Origin of the sequence: Amycolatopsis dongchuanensis (assembly GCF_039542405.1) — a bacterium.
GTDB classification, from domain to species: domain Bacteria; phylum Actinomycetota; class Actinomycetes; order Mycobacteriales; family Pseudonocardiaceae; genus Amycolatopsis_E; species Amycolatopsis_E sacchari.
Window position 1 is genome coordinate 1 of record NZ_BAABIB010000075.1, and the last position, 17,701, is coordinate 17,701.

Sequence of the window (17,701 nt, forward strand, 5' to 3'; positions counted from 1 at the left end):
ACCAGCCGCCAGCCTCCCGGCTCCACACCGGCGTCACCAACGTCAACGCCTCATACAGCTAGCACTGATGGCTCGGAGCGGTTTGCCCGGAAGTCCGAGGAGGACGTGATGAGCGGAGCGGCGCGCAGCCTGAGCAAGGACGAGGCTTTCGAGGAGGTCCTCCAGCTGCAGACCGACGGCGTGATCCTGCTCGAGGGCGCGGCGACGGCTGACCAGGTCAGCCTCGACGGCTGGGATCCGGTGCTCGCGCAGAAGTCGAACGGCAACGTGGCCGGAGTGGTGATCCGCTACCTCCCCAGCGGCACCTTGACCTCGGGCACGCCGAGCGGGGGTTCCGCGCCCGACCGGCTCGACCCGCGCAACGCGCTCGCCCTGATCCGCTTGTGCCAGTGGCTGAGCGACAACTACGGCGTGACCGAGCTCTACCACCTGGGCATCAGCGGCGGCGGCACCGACGCGGAGGGCAATCCGCGCGTCGACTGCCACGGCCAGGGCCGGGCGGTCGACTTCGCCGGCGTGCGCGGCAGCACCGCCGACGCCGGAGAGTTCGGCCTCACCGTGCGGGACGACTGGGGCACCGCCGACACCACCTTCACCCCGGGTGGCGACTGGCCGGCCGGTACCGGCGAAAATGTCCAGTACCGGCTGGACGACCCGGCAGCCGACCAGTTCGCGGCCGGTTTTTTCCGTGACGTCTACGCGTTCATCACCAGCGAGTGGCAGGACAGGTCGGACGGTCCCGACGATCCCGGTGGCTCGTCGATCGGCGAGCACAGCTTCGTGATGAACCCGGACCACCCGACGTCGTCACCAGGCCGGCCCAACGGGCGTGAGGCGCACCGCAACCATCTGCACATGCAGATCGGAAAGACCGGCACCGAATAGGGTGGTTCAGGCGCTTTGCCCCGTTCAGGTGATGCCGCTCTGCCGAACGGCTGACCGCGCGGGAATCCGGTAACGCCGGTTCGAAGGCCCGCGAGTTCCATCTCGACCTGCGAGGACACGGTTGGGGTGGCGGAATGGGCGACAGCGCGGAGAGAACCCCGGGGCGTGGCGTACTCGAAGGGGCGTTCCAGGTACTGGACGTGCTGGCGGCCGAGCGCGGCGGCGCCGGGTTGAGCGAGGTCGCGCGTGCGGGCGGGCTGCCGAAGGCCACCGCCTACCGGCTGCTCGAACAACTCGTGGGAATCGGCGCGGTGCAGCGTCACGGGCAGCGGTACTTCGTCGGCAAGGTCCTCGCACGGCTCGGCCAAGCCTGGCAGCCGCACCCGCAGCTGCGGGAAGCGGCGGTCGGGCCGGTGCGGACACTGGCGTCGCTGTCGGCCACGGCGGTGGCGGTGACCGTGCTGCACGGCGACCGGGTGCGGATCGTGGCGGCGACGCGCGGCGCTCTCGGTGAGCTCCCGCAGATGCGGGCCGACAGCGATCTGGCCAGCCGGACCGCGGCCGGCCGCGTACTCCTGGCGGCGCAGCCCGGCGCGGACCCGCCGGACGGGTACTCGCAAGCCGAATGGCGGCGCATCCGTGATGGACTGCGCCACGAGGCGACGATCGCCGTCGACCACCAGGAGGCCGTGCCCGGGATCTGCTGCGTCGCGGCACCCGTCGTGCTTCCCCGCCAGCAGGGCATCGCCTCGATCAGCGCGCTGGTGATCAGCCGCACGGTCCCCAAGCAGCTGCCCGACCTCCTCGTGCGGGCCGCCGCCGAGGTCACCCGCAACCTCGGGGTCCGCTGAGCGAACCAGCGACTTCCGATCAGGCCGGGCGAGGTGGACACTCGGGGGCGATTCCCGCGGCGGCTCTCGTGCGTCGAGCATGGAGGGGGCACATGCCAGCGGTTCCCGTGCCGGCGCCGGTTCCGAGCGCGGCGGCCACCTTGCCGTGGAGCCAGACGCTGCTCGTCGCGCTGATCATCGCGGTTGCCGTGCTGCTGGCCGGACTGATCGTGATCCTGGCCCGGGCCAAGGCACCCCGGTCGGACGCGGGTGGCAGCGTGGTGCGCAGCTGGATCGCGGTCAGCCTCGTGCTCGGCCTCGTCCTGTTCACAGCGTTCGCTTTCGCCGTCGATGACACCGCACTGAGAAGCACGCTGGTCGGCGGTCTCGCAGCGAGCGTGGGCTCGGCTGTTTCCTTTTACTTCTCGGCCAAATCCTCCGACCAGGCACGCCAGGACCTCCTGAGCGCGGCGATCGGCACGGAGCTGGTACCCGACCTGGAGGGGATGACGGAGGCCACCGCCACGGCGACGCTCGGCCTGACCTCCCTCAAGCTGGAGCGCGAACCCACCAGTTCCCCCGACCCCGCGGCGAAGGCCGACAACCAGGACCCGAGCGCCGGCACGATGAGTCCCAAGGGGACCGCCGTGCGCGTCCACTTCTCGGCTTGACAGGTCGGGGATTGTCCGGACTCGGCCAGTCACCGGCCAACGAATTAGATCTCGGCACCTTCGGGTTCGCGGTACTGGCCGTCATATCGCTGATCAGGATGATCCAGCCGCCGCTCACGCCTCCTTCCGCGAAACCGCGGGCCACCAGCGCGAGCGGGCAATTGGGTCACGACCCCAACGCGGCCTTCTATTCAAGCTCGATGGCACGCTTTTGAGAACCGGAGCAGGGGTGGCCCTTCACCCGGAACACCCGCCGGTCCGATTCCCCGCGAGCATCGACGGGCGGTCTACGAGGGCGACCGGGGGCCGTTGTGCACAATGCGGTGCGACCTTCGGCCTCCAGTACGACCACGTTCTTCCGGTCGCCCTCGGTGGCGGGACGACCTCAAAGAACCCTTCAACCGCTCTGCGGGACGTCCTGATTGGACGGAAAAGGGAATCAGCGCCTTCCCTGCTACCGGCTTTTCTGGACCGGCCCCGTCCACGCGTACAGCCTGTTCGACGCCCGCGCCGACCGCCAAGGCTCTCGGCGGTACGTGCCGGAGCCTATTTCTGTCCCGCGCGATGCAATTTGCATTCAGTATCTACCGAACAGCGACTGTCCGCCACGTTGATGACAGCAGTCGCGTCGCGTATCCGTCGCGAGACGGAACTGAGCCTTGACGGCCCCCGCAGGTGGACGTAGCGTTTCGGGCAAGTTAATCGAAGTCCTTCGATCGGAACAGTCCACCGAAGCGTCGCGTGTCCTTCGGCAGTCCTGCCTTCGACCACTGTGGAGGGTCCTGTTGTCGGTTTACGAGCCTCTCGCCACCTCCGCGCCATCGGTCGACGACCACGGCCCCCACTTCGCCGTGGAGGTGGTCCAAGACGTGCGCATCCCCTCGGGGACCCCGGGCACCACGCTGTCCGCGGACCTGTTCCTCCCCGTCGCCGCCGGGCTCGTGCCGGCTCTGGTGACGGTCCTGCCCTACCGCAAGGACGCGACGTGGGGCATCCGCGATTTCCCGACCTCCAGGTGGTACGCGGAGCGCGGGTACGCCTGCGTCCTGGTCGATTTCCGTGGTGTCGGTTCGTCGGACGGGTCGCAGCGCCCCCCGTTCGATCCGGGGGAAGCCGACGACGGGGTGGCCGCCGTCGAGTGGGCCGCCCGGCAACCGTGGTGCAACGGGAACGTGGGGATGTGGGGGCACTCCTACGGCGCGGTGCTGGCGCTGCGCACCGCGAGCCGCGGGCCCGGGCACCTCAAGGCGATCCTCCCCGTGATGGGCATGCTCGATCCGGAACGGGACTTCGCGCATCCGGGCGGTACTCGCGGCGGACTCTTCCCCGTGGCCCGGTGGGGCATGCAGACGTTCTTGAACCAGCTGCTCCCCCCGCTTCGCCAGTACGGCACCGCCGCGGAACAAAAGCGCTGGTCGGACCGGTTGCGCAACGCGGAACCCTGGCTGCTCGACCTCGCGCGGCGAACACCGGGAGATCCGGCCTGGCGCACCCGGGTGGTGGACGCCCGGGCAATCACCACACCCACCTACTGCATCGGCGGCTGGCAGGACATCTTCTGCGACGGCACGATTCGCGCGTTCGAGGAGATCGACGCGCCCAAGAAGCTCCTGGTCGGTCCGTGGACCCACACGATGCCCGATATGTCGCAGCTGGCACCGGTCGACTTCCGGGCACTGAGCCTGCGCTGGTGGGAGCACTGGCTGCGGGAGAGGGACACCGGCCTGTTCCACGAGCCTCCCGTCACGCTCTACGTCCAAGGCGCGGAACCGGGGTGGCGCGGCTTCGATTCCTGGCCGCCCCCCGGCGGACAAGTCCGGCTCGCCACCGGTGCCGACACCGTCCTGCGGCCACGACCCGTCCCGGAGAAGGGCGAGGTGATCTCGGTGTGGTCACCGGACCCCACGGTGGGGACGGTGAGCAGTCTCTGGGCGCTGCCGGCCGAGGATTCCGTCCTTCCGCTGGACCAGCACGAGGACGACATGCGAAGCCTGTGCTGCACCAGCGAACCGCTGGAGCGGGACGTGCTGATCGCCGGCCGTGCCCGGCTCTCGGTCGGCACACTGCCCGGGTCCCCGAGCCGTCCCATGGTGGCGCGGCTGAGCGAAGTCGATGCGGACGGCCGGTCCCGGCTGATCACCGTGGGACTCGCCGTCGCCACCGGACCGGTGACGGAGGTGCCGTTCACCCCGACCTGTTACCGCGTGCGTCGCGGAAGGCGGCTCAGAATCGCCCTGAGCAACGGGGATTTCCCTCGCTTGTGGCCCGTATCGGCGGTGAACGGGAACACCCCGATGCACCTGGTGAAGGTGGCGTTGACCCTGCCCGCCGCTACACTGGGCTCCGCAGATGTCGTACCGCTGCCGCGACCCGCTCCCGATGCCGGTCCGCCGTCGACACCGATCCACCCGAGCTGGACGGTCAGCCGTGACATCGTCCACAGTGGAGTGAAGGTGGCGCTCGGTCAGGAACTGGTCGCGCGGACTCCCGATGGGAAACACCTGCTGGAGCTTCGCCACGACGCGTCCGCCTCGGTGAAACGCGCGGAGCCGGGCGCCGCGCTCACCGTTGCCAGCTCGTACGCCAGGGCTCACCTGTGCAGCGGCGAGAAGATCCTCGCGCGCGGGGAGCTGCGGATGACCGCGACCACGGTGACCTTGTCCGGGGAGGTGGCGGTGGACGGGGCCACCATCTTCTCCCGCACGTGGGAAGTGGCCGTTCCCGATTCGGCGGCCACGCAGCCGACACCAAGGGACGGTGACCGCGATGCGTCCCAGTGACCTCGACCCGGCAGCCCGGGGAGGGCAGTTGCTGGCCGAGCACGGCGCCGACAGGTCCGAGAGGTTCGCCCGGGCACTGGCGGCGCTGGGGGTGCGGCCAGGAGACCGGGTGGCCACGCCGGAGCCGGGCGCCGTCCTGCCCGCGGACGCGTCGTGGCGCGTCATCGTGGTGGGGAAATCGTCCGGGCCGCTCGGCTTCGCCGAACTGGTGGAGGGGAACGAACCCGGGTTTCCCCTCGCGTCGTGGGCCCGGACGGCCCGCTCGGGCACATCCGCACCTCGGGCACGACGGGCACACCGAACGAGTGGGCCGCGCCAGCGCTCGGGGTGCGCGTGCACGATCACTACGGCCAGACCGAGACCGGGAGGGTCATCAACAACCACCACGATCCCCGGCTCGCCGCACCGCTCAAGCCGGGCACGATGGGCCGACCGATGCCGGGCTGGACGGTGCGGGTGCTCGCGAGCGACCGCGACGAACCGGTACCTCCGGGTGAGACCGGCCGAATCGCGGTCGACCTGCCTGCCGGCCCCCTGGCGTGGTTCGGCGGCTACGACGGCGGGGTGGATCCCGGGAAGTTCAGCGCGGACGGCCGCTGGTACTTCAGCGGCGAAGCCGGTCACGTGGACGACCGGGGGGGACTTCCACTTCACCGCCCGCGACGACGACGTGATCATCACGGCCGGTTGCAAGGCGGTGGAAAGCGCCGTGGTGGCGGTACCGGACGAGGTACCCACGCCGGGTTCATTTCGTCGACGAGCTGCCGAAGACACCGAGCGGGAAGATCCAGCGGTTCGTGCTGAGGCAACAACGGCGGTAAGAACTCGACCCGGCCACATCCGTCCCGCGGCACTGACGCGAAGCAGTGCCGCTGTTCCCTTCTAGAGAGGTCTGGACACATGAAAGGCAACGGTGCCTCATTGGTTCGGCGGCGTCCTCATCCCGGAAAACCCCGCTGGCGGAAGGCCGCCGCGGCGTTCGCGGTGGGGCTGGCCGTGGTGTCCCTGACGGCCGCGTGCGGCGGCGGCACGGGCAGTGGTAGCGCGGATCGCGTGCTGAACATCGGCTTCCCCGTCCCGCCGGAAAGCATGGACCCGGCCAAGCTCAGCACGGACGCCTCCCTGTACGCCAACCTGGCCTACGACCCGCTCATCTACCGGGCGCCCGACGGTTCGCTCCAGCCCCGGCTGGCGACCTCCTGGAACTACGTGGGCACGGGCAACAAGCTGTTCGAGCTGAAGCTCCGGTCCGACGTGCGGTTCAGCGACGGCTCCCCGCTCACGGCGGACGTGGTCAAGACCAACATCGAGCACTTCAAGAAGACCTCGAGTTCGGCCTCGCTGCTGGCCGCCGTCGCCTCCATCGAGGCACCCGATCCCCTCACCGTGCGGGTGTCGCTGTCGCAGCCGAACCCGATCCTGCCCGTTTTGTTCACCCAGGATTTCCTGGCGGGGAACGTCGCGAGCGGCCCCGCGCTGGCACAGCCCGACACACTGGCCACCCAGTCGGCCGGCGCGGGACCCTACGTCCTGGACCCGGCGACAACCGTGTCGAAGGACCACTACACGTACGTGCCCAACCCGCAGTATTGGAACAAGAACGCCGTGCACTACGACCGGGTCGTGGTGAAGGTGCTGACCAACGCGAACACCGCGCTGGCGGCGATCAAGACCGGTCAGGTCGACGTGCTGCGCGCCGACTACACCACCGCCGACGCGGCGAAGTCCGCCGGCCTGCAGATCGCCCAGACCCCGTTGAGCTTCATCGGGCTCAACCTGACCGACCGCGCCGGCCAACTGGTGCCCGCACTCGGGGACGTCCGGGTCCGCCAGGCGCTCAACTACGCCGTCGACCGGCAGAAGATCACCAAGGCGTTGTTCGGCGAGTACGGCACACCGACCGAACAGATCCAGCTCCCCGGTGAAGACGGGTACAACCCGCAGGACTTCTACGGCCACGACCCGGCGAAAGCACGGCAGCTGCTCGCGGAAGCGGGCTACCCCAACGGGTTCACCCTGCCGGTGCTGACCAGGACGACCCGCGGCACCGACCTCATCATCCAGGCGATGGCCGACGACCTCAAGCAGTTCGGTGTCCAGGTCCAGCTGACCACGCAACCGGACTTCCAGAAGTACACCCAGGACCTGACGAGCGGGAAGTACCCGGCCTACGGGGTGCTCGCCGGGGCTCTACCGATCTACGCGATGGGTCAGCTGCTGTTCCTGCCCAACGCCTCGGTGTACAACCCGCAGAAGAGCAGTGACGACCAGTTGCAGTCCCTCTACGAGCAGGCGTCGGTGGCCGACGACGCGAACCGGGCGCGGCTGGACCAGCAAGTGGTGCGCAGGCTCGTCGAGCTCGCCTGGCTGGTGCCGGTCGTGTTCACCCCCAACCTGTACTACTCCCGGCCCATGGTGGGCGGCGTAGAGGCGACCGCGAAGGAGCCCAAGGCCAATCCGGTCGAGTGGTTCCCGAAGAGCTGAGCGGGAGGAGACACGCATGAGGCGACTGATACTGCGGCGGCTGCTGATCTCCGTCCCGCTGGTGATCGGGGTTTCGCTGCTGACGTTCCTGTTGCAGGCACTGACTCCCGGCGACACCGCACGCGCCATCCTCGGCATCAACTACACCCCGGAGGCCTATGCCCAGCTGCGCCACCAGCTCGGCCTCGACGAACCGCTGCTGACCCAGTACTGGCACTGGCTCACCCAGGCGCTGCGAGGCGATCTGGGTGTCTCCCCCATCAGCGGGCTGAGCGTGGCGTCGGAGATCGCGAGCAGGCTGAGCGTGACCGTCTCCCTCATCCTGGTCACGACCCTCGTCGCCGCGGCGCTCGGCATCGGGCTCGGGGTGTTCAGCGCGGTGCGCGGCGGCGCGCTCGGCCGGACCGTGGACGTGTTGTCGCTGGCCGGCCACTCCCTGCCGAGCTTCTGGCTCGGGCTGGCACTGGTGACGGTGTTCGCGGTCGGGTTGCGGGCGTTCCCGGCCACCGGGTACGTCGCGCTCGACGCGTCCCCGGGGCAGTGGGCGCTGAGCCTGGTGCTCCCGGTCACCGCGCTGGCCGTGCACGGCATCGCGGTCATCGCCAAGCAGACCAGGGACGGGATGCTCGAGGTGTTGTCGCGGGAGTTCGTGCGGGCGCTGCGCGCCCACGGGGTCTCCGAGCGGTCGATCGTCTTCCGGCACGCGCTGCGCAACGCGGCCATCCCCGTCGTGACCGTCGTCGGCATCGTGTTCGTCCACCTGCTCAGCGGCACCGTGCTGGTGGAGACGGTGTTCGCCATGCCGGGCCTCGGCGGCCTCGCCGTCGACTCGACCACCCAGCACGACCTGCCGATGATCCAGGGCGTCGTGGTGGTGTTCACGTTGATCGTCGTGGCGGTCAACCTCCTCGTCGACCTCGCCTACAGCTGGCTCAACCCGAAGGTGCGTGTCCGATGACCGTGATCCCCCAAGCCGCGACAGCACCTGTGCAGCGGGCCAGGATCCCGCGGGCCGTCGCGCGACGGCCACTCGGCCTGGTGTGCCTCGGCTTCCTCGTCCTGGTCGTGGTCGCGGCCGTCGCGGCGCCCCTGCTCGCGCCCTACGACCCGACGGCGACGGACCTGTTCCACACCAGGTCCGGGCCGAGCGCGCTCCACCCGTTCGGCACCGACAGCCTGGGGCGGGACGTGCTCAGCCGCCTGATGTACGGCGGACGCGTGACACTCACCGGCGTCGGGGAAGCGGTGCTGACCGCACTCGTCGTCGGGGTGTCCGCCGGTCTGGCCGCCGGGTTCGCGGGTGGCTGGACCGACCGGATCGTCTCCTGGCTGGTCGACCTGCTGCTCGCCATCCCCGTCGTGGTCACGCTGCTCGTCGTGGTCGCGGTCGTCGGCAGCAACGAGACTTTGGCGATGATCGCGTTCGGGTTCCTAGGCTCCCCGGCGCTCGCCCGCGTGGTCCGCGGAGCCACCCTCGTCGTCCGCCAGGAGCTGTACATCTCCGCGGCCTACGTGGCCGGTCTGCCGACGGCCTACATCGTTACGCGGCACGTGCTACCCCGCGTGGCGGGACCCATCATCGTGCAGACCGCGCTGTTCGCCGGCTCGGCCGTGCTCGCCGAGACCGGGCTCGGCTACCTGGGCCTCGGCGTACAGCAGCCGACACCCAGCTGGGGCAATGGCGTCGCCGACGCCTCTCACGCCATCGACCAGCAGCCGTGGCTGCTGGTCCCGTCCGGGCTCGTGATCGCGTTGACGGTGCTCGCGTTCGGGCTGCTCGGCGACACCGTCCGCGACGCGACCGTGCAGCGGGACGCCCCGCCACAGCCGCGCCCGAAGGCGCGCCCCCGGCCGGCAGAGTCCACAGCGGACAGTGGCGAGCCGGAACCGGCCGCCCTGCTGTCCATGCGGAACGTGACGGTGGCGCTGAACGAACCCGGGCTTGAGGTCCCGCTGATCGAGGACCTCAGCCTCCACGTGGGACGCGGCGAGACGGTGGGGCTCGTCGGCGAGTCCGGCTGTGGGAAGTCGATGACCGGCAGGGCGGTGCTCGGGCTGCTCCCGGCCGGCGCGGCGGTCACCGGGGGCCGGATCCGGTTCGGCGACGAGGACCTCACCACGCTGAGCCAGACCGGGCTGCGCCGGCTCCGTGGCGCGGAGATCGCGCTGATCTCCCAGGAACCGCTGGCGAGCCTCGACCCGGTGTTCACCGTGGGCCACCAGCTCGACGAGCTCGTGCGGCGCCACCGGCCCGGCAGCCGCAAGGCGGTGCGGGCCCGCAGCATCGAACTGCTGGAGAAGGTCAACCTGCCCGAGCCGGAGCAGGTCGCGCGCCGGTACGTGCACGAGCTGTCCGGGGGGATGGCGCAGCGCGTGTCGATCGCCATGGCCCTGTCGGGGAATCCGAAGCTGCTCATCGCCGACGAACCCACCACCGCGCTGGACGTCACGGTGCAGGCGGAGATCCTCGACCTGCTGCGGGGGCTGCAGCGCGACACCGGGCTGGCGATCCTGCTGATCAGCCACGACTGGGGCGTCGTCGCAGACCTCTGCTCACGGGCCTACGTCATGTACGCCGGCCAGATCGTGGAAACGGGCGAGGTCACCGAGCTGTTCGAGCGGCCACGTCATCCCTACACCACCGGGCTGCTGGGGTCGATGCCGCGCCGCGGCACCCCGCGGACGCACCTGCCCGGTATCCCCGGTTCGGTGCCCGAGCCGGGTCACTGGCCGGCCGGCTGCCACTTCGCGGACCGGTGCGCGCTCGCGACCGAGGAGTGCACCCTCGCGCCGATCCCGTTGCTCCAGGTCGAACCAGGGCACCGGACACGCTGCGTGCACCACGAGGACGTGGCACCAGGACAGGCCACACCGGTCGACGCGGTCGGGAGGACGGCGTGAACACATGCTCCGCTCCGCTGCTCGACGTCGCCGACCTCCGGGTGCGGTTCGCCGTGCCCGGCCGGCACGGGCGGACCGTGCCGGCCGTGGACGGGGTCTCGCTCCGGATCGGCCGCGGCGAGACGCTCGGGCTCGTCGGCGAGTCCGGTTCCGGCAAGTCCACGCTGGGCAACGCCATCCTCGGCCGGGTACCGGTGGCGGAGGGCCGCATCCTGCTCGACGGGGAGGACATCACCAGGCTCAGCGGGAAGCGCCGTCGCCCGCTCGCCCGCCGCCTCCAGGTCGTGTTCCAGGATCCGTACAACTCGCTCAATCCGGCGCGCACGGTGGGGCAGACGCTCGCCGAGCCCCTGCGTTTCGGCGAGCGGCTGACCAGGGCCGAGATCCTCGCCAAGGTCGCGGACACGCTACGCCGCGTGGGCCTGACCCCGGACGCGGCGCACCGGTATCCGACGCAGTTCTCGGGCGGCCAGCGACAGCGGATCGCGATCGCCCGCGCGCTCGTACCGGAGCCGGAACTGGTCGTGTGCGACGAGCCCACGAGCGCGCTCGACCTGTCGGTGCAGGCGCAGATCCTCAACCTGCTGCTGGATCTGCAGCAGCAGTTCGGCTTGAGCTACCTGTTCATCACCCACGACATCGACGTGGTGCGGCACGTGTCGCACCGGGTGGCGGTCATGTACCGAGGCCGGATCGTCGAACAGGGAGACGTCGAACAGGTCACGTCGTACCCCTCCGACCCCTACACCCGCGCGTTGCTCAGCGCCGCGCCCGTGCCCGATCCCCGGGAGCAGGCGCGGCGGCGCGGCGCCCGGACGGCGTCCTGAACGGGAGAGTGCCGATGTCAGGCAGACAGCACTTCACCGGTTCCCGGGTGCCTGACCCGGGAGTCCGCGCCCTCGTCGCCACGCCGAACCGGTGGCAGCGCTGGCTCGACGTCGAGGCCGCGCTGGCACTCGCCCAGGCCGAGCTGGGGATGATCCCCGACAGCGCCGCCAGGGCGATCTCCGCCTCCGCCGATCTCCGGCGGCTCGACGTGCCGCGCATCGAGCGGCGGATGGCCGAGATGAGCCACCCGTTGATGCCGTTGATCGCCGAGCTGGCGGAAGTCGTGGGAGAGCCGGACGGCGGGTGGGTCCACTGGGGAGCCACGTCGCAGAACATCATGCAGACCGGTGACGTGCTCGTGACGCGGGACGTGCACCGGATCCTCCTGCGGTCGCTCGCCGGGTTGCTGTCGGTCGCCGCCGACCTGGCCGACCGGGGAGCCGAGGTGGTCGTGGCGGGACGCACCCACGGGCAGCACGCCGTGCCGGTGACCCTGGGGTTCAAGGTCGCGATCTGGCTCGACCAGCTCGCGCGCCACGGGACCCGGCTCCGGCGGCTGGAGGACGACCTCCTCGTGGCGATGGTGGGCGGCGCGGCCGGGACTTTCGCGTCGTACGGTGCCCGTGGGCCCGAACTCCAGGGACTGGTCGGGCGGCGGCTGGGCCTGGGCTCCATGGCCCTGCCCGCCCGCACGATCGCCGACCCGTTCACCGAGTACGTCTGCGTGCTGGGCCTGCTCGCCGCCACCGGGGCCGCGATGGCGCGGGAGGTCCGGACGCTGATGAAGCCGGAGTTCGGTGAGGTGCGGGAGGGCGCGCCGCCGGGAAGCATCGGCAGTTCCACCATGCCGCACAAGCGGAATCCCCAGCTGTGCGACCACGTCCTCACGCTGTCGGCCCGGCTCCGGGCGCTCGCCGCGCCGGCGCTCGAAGCGATGGTGCAGGACCACGAGGCCGACGGCGCGCAGTCGGCGCTGCTGGACGGCGTCGTCGCCGACGCGTCCGTGCTCGGCGGCGACCTGCTGGCCTACCTGGTCGCGCTGGTGAGCGGTCTGGAGGTCGACGAGTCCAGGATGCGGGTGAACCTCGCGCTGACCGACGGACTGATCAATTCGGAGGCGGTGATGCTGGCGCTCGGGGAAAAAGTCGGCCGCCAGCGGGCGCACGGCCTCGTCGGCGAGGCGGCCGAACGCGCGTCGGCCGGCGAGGGCCGGTTCGCCGACCTCCTCGCGCAGGATCCCCGGATCGCACCTCACCTCACTCCCGGCGAGGTCAAGGGACTGCTGGACCCGAGCCGGTACACCGGCCTGTCCGCCACCTTGGCCCGGCAGACGGCCGAACGCGCCCGGTGCGCCGCCGCCGAGCTCACGACGGAGCACGAGCCGGCGCGTTGACGGGGACGGGAACCGCTCGCGCCCGGCGCAGCACCACCACGCAGCACACCGCGCCGAGCACGAGCAGCACCGCCAGCAGTACCAGCACGGTCCGGGCCGCGTCCGCGTAGCCGAGGGCGAACACCTCGTGCAGCCGGGCCTGGAAGGGCCCGGTACCCGGCTGTGGGACGGCTCCCGCGGATCGGTGCACCTCGGTGAGGAACGCCGCACGGTCCCCCGGCGACAGACCCGCGGCGGAGGTCTCCGCGTGCCCGCGCATCCCCGCGACGAGCAGGCTGGCCAGCACGGCGCCGACGACCACCCCGCCGAGAGCCGCCCCGATCTGGCGGGACGTGCTCAGGCACCCGGCGAGCGCAGCGGTCATCCCCGGCGGGGTTCGCCGGAGCGCTTCGGTGACCAGCGGAGCCAGCAGGCACGCCATCCCGCTCCCACAACAGGCCAGCGGCAGGACGAAACCCGCGGGCCCGGCGCCGCGAGCCGCGACCAAGGCCAGGGCGACCAGGCCACCCGCGTAGACCAGAAACCCGGCCACCAGAACGGCGCGGCCACCCATGCGGGCCGACAGGCGGCCGGCCAGCGGCGCGATCACCGTGAGCACCGCCATCAGGGGCATCGTCGTCAGGCCCGCCTCGGCCGCGCTCAGCCCCAGCACGGACTGGAGGTCGAACGTGAGCACGAGCAGCAGTCCCAGCAGGACGAACTGGACGACCCCGGTCAGCACCACGAGCAGGGTGACCCCCCGGTCCGTGAACAGGGCCAGCGGCAGCAGGGGGTCGGCCTCACGGCGGTGGCGCTCCCAGAGGACGAAGGCCAGCAGCAGGACGCCCCCCGCGAGCAGGACCTCCGGAATGGTCAGCGGGCCGCCCGCGACAGCACCCCAGCGGTACCGCTCCCCCTCGATCAGACCGAACATCAGGCAGGCCAGGCCCAGGGTGACCAGAGCGGCACCGGCGGCGTCGAGCCGGCTCCTGCGACGAGCACGCACCGCGGGCAGGTACCTGCTGCCGAAGAGGATCCCGAGGACCGTGATGGGCGCGTTGACTAAGAAGATCCAGCGCCAGCCCACGTGGGTCACCAGCAGCCCGCCGACCACCGGACCCAGCACGGCCGCGAGCCCGAGCACGCTGTTGTAGAACCCCAGCGCCGTGCCTCGGCGGTTGTCCGGGAACACCGCCGCGATGATCACCAGTGGCTGCGGGGAGATCATCGCCGCGCCGACACCCTGCACAGCGCGCGCCGCGACGAGCGCGGGCACGTCCGGCGCGAGTCCGCAAAGGACGGACGCGAGCCCGAACACCCCCAGCCCGGCGAGGAACAGGGTCCGTGCGCCGAACCGGTCCGCGAGCCTGCTCATCGTGATCAGCAGTACCCCGAACACCAGCTGGTAGACGTTGTTGATCCACAGCACGCCGTCGAGCCCGGCACCGAGCCCGGCTGAGAGGTCCGGCACCGCCACGTTGACGATCGTGGTGTCCATCAGGATGGCGAATGACCCGGCGCACAGCACGATCAGCGTGCGCCAGGCCCGCCACGGCGGGTTCCCGGTCATGGCCGGACTGCCGCGCTGATGGCCCGCAGGTTGCCCAGCACGTCCCCGACCAGTTCACGCAGATCGTCCTTGGAGAAGAACGTCTCCGGATAGCGGCTGGCGAGACTGAGCCTCCCGGCGTAGGTGTAGACGCAGTGCCACGGGTAGCCGACGGTCCGGTCGCTGAAGACGATGATGCGGCGTGGCAGGCTGAGCCCCGGCAGGTCCGGGAAGGCCGGCCTGGCGCCGATGTTCGTGATCAGGACCTTCGCCACGTGCTGTTCGAGCGGACCGTCGACGGGGCGGGTCGGGTCGGTGGCGAAGAGCTCGCCGGATCTCAGTGCCGCGACTGCCGAGGTCAGCTGGCCCTTGACCGTCGCGCCGACCTGGACCATGTCGGACTCCGGGGCCACCTCGACCTCGGCGCGGTGCAGGCCGAGCAGGTTGGTCGTGTCGGTCGCCGAGGCGGGCGGCGGAGTCACCTGTGCCCGGACGTTGACCCGGCTCAGGCACGCCATCCTCGCGGGCCCCGGGGTGGCCGAGCGGCGGCGCAGGCTTGTGAGCACGGCGCCGCAGACGAGCGCGTGCACGGAAGTGCCCAGCGCACGGGCGGCCCGCACCAGCCGGGCCGTGTCCTGCTCGTCGAGCTGGCTCGTCAGTTGCACGGCTCGGTGGTCCAACGGCGCGAAGATCGGCGGGGCGGGCCGGAAGCCCGCTCGTTCGGCCAGGAGCGCGGCGGGCGAACGCGGCAGGGGTTTCGGCGTGATCCGGGGCGTCCGGCCGCCGACCAGCTCGGCGTAGAACGTCCACAGATCGGTGAGCATCTCCTCCGTGGCCGCGTTGTCCGCGACGGCGTGGTCGACGCACAGCACCACGAAACCGGCTGCCGGGCCGCGGACGAGCCGGAGCTCCGAGACCGCGGACGCCGGATCCCAGTCACGGCGCGCCATCGCCCGCAGCGTGGTCTCGTCACCGTCTTCCACGACCAGCGCGGGCGAACTCTCCTCCGGCACCGTCAGCAGATGCCCGTGGCGGTCTTCGACGACCCGGCCGCGCAGGACGGGATAGCGGCGGCAGAGCACCTCGAAGGCCCGCGCCAGCGCCTCCTCGTCGACGGAGCCCGTATAGGCGAAGGTCTGGGCGGCCACCCGGTTGAGCAGCGGCACTTCCGTCACGTCGAGGCGGCGCTCGAGCACCGCCTCGCGATGGCGATCCAGCGCGGCCACCGGCCGGCGATTCGCCTCCGCCGCCGCGTGGATCGTCTCCGCGTAGGCGTCGAGCATCCTGTTCCGGTCGAATCTCGCACGCTCGGGCCGGATCGGACCGCCGGCGCGCTGCGCCACGGCGTCGGACCACGCGGCGGCGATCGCATACGGTTCCGCGGGAGTGACCAGTCCGTGGCCCGAGACGATCGCGGCGCTGTCGCCGACGTCGGTCGTCACCGGCACCGCACCGCACAACATGCCCTCGATCAGGCACAGCGGGGCCGCTTCACCGTAGGCGGACGTCAAGGCCACCACATCGGCGGCGGAGTAAACCTTCGCCATGTCGTTCCGCACCCCGAGCAGGTGTACCCGGTCGCCGGCGTCCGGCAGCAGACCGGCCAGTTCGGCGTTGCCGGACCGCATGCCGGCACCGCACAACAGGACGTGCGCGTCCGGTTCCTTCTCCAGGTACAGCTGCGCCGCCTCGAGGAACAACGGAACGTTCTTCATCCTGTCGTAGCGGGCCGCCATCACGATCACGGGAGCGGACCGTCTGATACCGAGCGCGCGCCGTAGGTCGGTTCTCGCCGTCGCGTCGTGGCGGAAGCGGCCGGTGTCCACACCGTTGGGAATCACCTTCAGGATCTCGCTCGGGATTCCGGCCCTGGCATAGGCTTCGCTCGTGGTGTGGGCGCAGCAGACTGCCGTGGTCACGTATCCGGCCTCGATGCCCGCCTTGAGCACGGCCAGGCTGCGGCCCTGGTGCTCCGGGTCCGTCCGGTGCAGGCACACCACCACCGGGCGCCGGGGAATTCGCGCGTACCCGAGAAGCCTCAGCGGCTGCTCTTTGAGCGACAGGACCACGTCCGCGCCACCGACCAGCCCGGCGGCCATCGCCACCTCGCTCTCAGTCGGCTCCCGGAACGGCTCGTCGCCCGTCCGGTCGAAGGCGTGCACCGCCACCCCGGCCGAGACCAGCCGGCGGTAGCACGCGTCGCTCGTCATCGGCTGACGGGAAGCCTCACGGGAGACCTCGCTGTGCAGGCTCAACACCGAATGGTCCTGGTGCGGCCCGTGCAGGCCGGCTACGAGGTCCGTGTGCAGGATCCTGGCTCCGCCGTGGAAGAAGCCCTCGTACAGGGACAGGACGCGCAGCGGCTGGGTGCTCATCGGCCGGCCTCGCTTCCGGCCGTCCCGCTCCACCGCAAGGCGACACCGCCCCAGGTCATCCCGCCGCCGAACGCCACCAGGAACACCGTCGAGCCCGGGCTCAGCCTGCCGTTCTGCACGGCGTCGTCCAAGGTGAGCGGGATGGAAGCCGCCCCGGTGTTGCCGAACCTCGCCACGGTCAGGTGCATGGTGCCGGGGTGCAGCTCCAGGCCCGCGGCGAGATCGGCGAGCATCACGCCGTTGGCCTGATGCGGTACGAGGAGATCGATGTCGCTGGGACGCAACCCGGTCGCGTCGAGCAGGTCCGAGACCACCGCGGGCATCATCTTCGCGGCCAGGCGGCGGACGTCACCGCCGTGCATCGTGAAGAAGTGCCGCCCGCGCGCCACGGTGTCGGCACTCGCGGGTTCCCGGCTGCCGCCGGCGGGGATCTTCACCAGGTCCGCGGTCGATCCGTCGGAGGACAACGTGGTCGCGAGCACAGCGCCCGCATCGGGCGTCTTTCGCAGCACGACCGCACCCGCGCCGTCGCCGAAGAGCACGGCGGTGCGCCGGTCCGAGTAGTCCAGAACACGCGAATAGGTGTCCGCGCCTATGACGAGCGCGGTCGTCCGCGCGGGATCCGCCAGGAGCATCGCGTGGGCGACCACGAAGGCGTAGACGAAGCCACTGCAGACGGCGTCGACGTCGAACGCGGCGGCACGGGTGGCGCCCAGCAGCGCTTGCACGTGACAGGCCGTGGCGGGCATCGGCTGGTCAGGAGTCGAGGTGGCCAGCACGAGGAGGTCGACGTCGGCAGCGTCGAGCCGGGCCGCGGCCAGCGCCCGGCTCGCGGCCAGCGCAGCCAGGTCGGAGGTGGCCTCCCCGGGCGCGGCCACCCGCCGTTCGCGGATGCCGGTCTTGTCCGTGATCCACTGCGGGACCACGCCCACCCGGGACGCGAGCTCGGTGTTACCCAGCACCGTTTCCGGAACGTGGGAACCGGTTCCCGAAATCGTGACAGTCATTTTGACGGCGCCTTCCTTC

General features: G+C 70.9%; 13 protein-coding genes. 10 read left to right on the top strand and 3 right to left on the bottom strand.

The features are described 5' to 3' along the window. Nucleotides 1-108 precede the first annotated feature (108 nt). The 10 genes from ABFX51_RS17645 (at nt 109) to ABFX51_RS17690 (ending at nt 12,772) form a co-directional block, all read left to right on the top strand. Nucleotides 109-885, top strand: a complete 777-nt coding sequence (locus ABFX51_RS17645) for a hypothetical protein (protein ID WP_091510793.1) — start codon at nt 109-111, stop codon at nt 883-885. Nucleotides 886-1,019: 134 nt separating this feature from the next. Continuing rightward, complete coding sequence (locus tag ABFX51_RS17650; protein WP_091510791.1) at nt 1,020-1,736, top strand: IclR family transcriptional regulator; 717 nt, start codon at nt 1,020-1,022, stop codon at nt 1,734-1,736. 92 nt (nt 1,737-1,828) lie between these two features. After that, on the top strand, nt 1,829-2,386 hold the full coding sequence (locus tag ABFX51_RS17655) for a PASTA domain-containing protein (protein WP_346054269.1): 558 nt from the start codon (nt 1,829-1,831) through the stop codon (nt 2,384-2,386). A 659-nt stretch (nt 2,387-3,045) separates the two neighbouring features. After that, the gene (locus ABFX51_RS17660; protein WP_346054271.1) at nt 3,046-5,166 is read left to right on the top strand and encodes a CocE/NonD family hydrolase; all 2,121 of its coding nucleotides are present in this window, start codon (nt 3,046-3,048) and stop codon (nt 5,164-5,166) included. 243 nt (nt 5,167-5,409) lie between these two features. Further along, nucleotides 5,410-5,970 carry an AMP-binding protein gene (locus tag ABFX51_RS17665; RefSeq protein WP_346054272.1) on the top strand — a complete coding sequence of 187 codons (561 nt, stop codon included), beginning with the start codon at nt 5,410-5,412 and terminating at the stop codon, nt 5,968-5,970. A 96-nt stretch (nt 5,971-6,066) separates the two neighbouring features. Then, nucleotides 6,067-7,650, top strand: a complete 1,584-nt coding sequence (locus ABFX51_RS17670; RefSeq protein WP_346054274.1) for an ABC transporter substrate-binding protein — start codon at nt 6,067-6,069, stop codon at nt 7,648-7,650. A 16-nt stretch (nt 7,651-7,666) separates the two neighbouring features. Next, nucleotides 7,667-8,608, top strand: coding sequence for an ABC transporter permease (locus tag ABFX51_RS17675; RefSeq protein ID WP_091510783.1), 942 nt, complete (start codon nt 7,667-7,669; stop codon nt 8,606-8,608). Next, on the top strand, nt 8,605-10,551 hold the full coding sequence (locus ABFX51_RS17680; RefSeq protein ID WP_346054275.1) for a dipeptide/oligopeptide/nickel ABC transporter permease/ATP-binding protein: 1,947 nt from the start codon (nt 8,605-8,607) through the stop codon (nt 10,549-10,551). Before ABFX51_RS17675 ends, ABFX51_RS17680 begins: the two co-directional genes overlap by 4 nt. After that, on the top strand, nt 10,548-11,378 hold the full coding sequence (locus ABFX51_RS17685) for an ATP-binding cassette domain-containing protein (protein WP_218153525.1): 831 nt from the start codon (nt 10,548-10,550) through the stop codon (nt 11,376-11,378). The genes ABFX51_RS17680 and ABFX51_RS17685 overlap by 4 nt, the downstream gene beginning before the upstream one ends. Before the next feature lie 14 nt (nt 11,379-11,392). Further along, nucleotides 11,393-12,772 carry a class-II fumarase/aspartase family protein gene (locus tag ABFX51_RS17690; RefSeq protein ID WP_091510778.1) on the top strand — a complete coding sequence of 460 codons (1,380 nt, stop codon included), beginning with the start codon at nt 11,393-11,395 and terminating at the stop codon, nt 12,770-12,772. On the opposite strand, the gene ABFX51_RS17695 is transcribed toward ABFX51_RS17690, so the two are convergent. The 3 genes from ABFX51_RS17695 to ABFX51_RS17705 are packed head-to-tail and all read right to left on the bottom strand — an operon-like array spanning nt 12,744 to nt 17,682. Then, nucleotides 12,744-14,321, bottom strand: coding sequence for a DHA2 family efflux MFS transporter permease subunit (locus ABFX51_RS17695; protein WP_091510775.1), 1,578 nt, complete (start codon nt 14,319-14,321; stop codon nt 12,744-12,746). The two genes, ABFX51_RS17690 and ABFX51_RS17695, sit on opposite strands and share 29 nt — an antisense overlap. After that, nucleotides 14,318-16,675, bottom strand: coding sequence for a phthiocerol/phthiodiolone dimycocerosyl transferase family protein (locus ABFX51_RS17700; RefSeq protein ID WP_143249917.1), 2,358 nt, complete (start codon nt 16,673-16,675; stop codon nt 14,318-14,320). The genes ABFX51_RS17695 and ABFX51_RS17700 overlap by 4 nt, the downstream gene beginning before the upstream one ends. Next, the gene (locus ABFX51_RS17705) at nt 16,672-17,682 is read right to left on the bottom strand and encodes a 3-oxoacyl-ACP synthase III family protein (RefSeq protein ID WP_091510773.1); all 1,011 of its coding nucleotides are present in this window, start codon (nt 17,680-17,682) and stop codon (nt 16,672-16,674) included. Before ABFX51_RS17705 ends, ABFX51_RS17700 begins: the two co-directional genes overlap by 4 nt. Between the last annotated feature and the right edge of the window lie 19 nt (nt 17,683-17,701).

Excerpts from the sequence above, each read along its gene's own strand:
- ABFX51_RS17645 (WP_091510793.1), top strand. The coding sequence starts at position 109 with ATGAGCGGAGCGGCGCGCAGCCTGAGCAAGGACGAGGCTTTCGAGGAG.
- ABFX51_RS17650 (WP_091510791.1), top strand. The coding sequence starts at position 1,020 with ATGGGCGACAGCGCGGAGAGAACCCCGGGGCGTGGCGTACTCGAAGGG.
- ABFX51_RS17655 (WP_346054269.1), top strand. The coding sequence starts at position 1,829 with ATGCCAGCGGTTCCCGTGCCGGCGCCGGTTCCGAGCGCGGCGGCCACC.
- ABFX51_RS17670 (WP_346054274.1), top strand. The coding sequence starts at position 6,067 with ATGAAAGGCAACGGTGCCTCATTGGTTCGGCGGCGTCCTCATCCCGGA.
- ABFX51_RS17675 (WP_091510783.1), top strand. The coding sequence starts at position 7,667 with ATGAGGCGACTGATACTGCGGCGGCTGCTGATCTCCGTCCCGCTGGTG.
- ABFX51_RS17680 (WP_346054275.1), top strand. The coding sequence starts at position 8,605 with ATGACCGTGATCCCCCAAGCCGCGACAGCACCTGTGCAGCGGGCCAGG.
- ABFX51_RS17690 (WP_091510778.1), top strand. The coding sequence starts at position 11,393 with ATGTCAGGCAGACAGCACTTCACCGGTTCCCGGGTGCCTGACCCGGGA.
- ABFX51_RS17695 (WP_091510775.1), bottom strand. The coding sequence starts at position 14,321 with ATGACCGGGAACCCGCCGTGGCGGGCCTGGCGCACGCTGATCGTGCTG.
- ABFX51_RS17700 (WP_143249917.1), bottom strand. The coding sequence starts at position 16,675 with ATGAGCACCCAGCCGCTGCGCGTCCTGTCCCTGTACGAGGGCTTCTTC.
- ABFX51_RS17705 (WP_091510773.1), bottom strand. The coding sequence starts at position 17,682 with ATGACTGTCACGATTTCGGGAACCGGTTCCCACGTTCCGGAAACGGTG.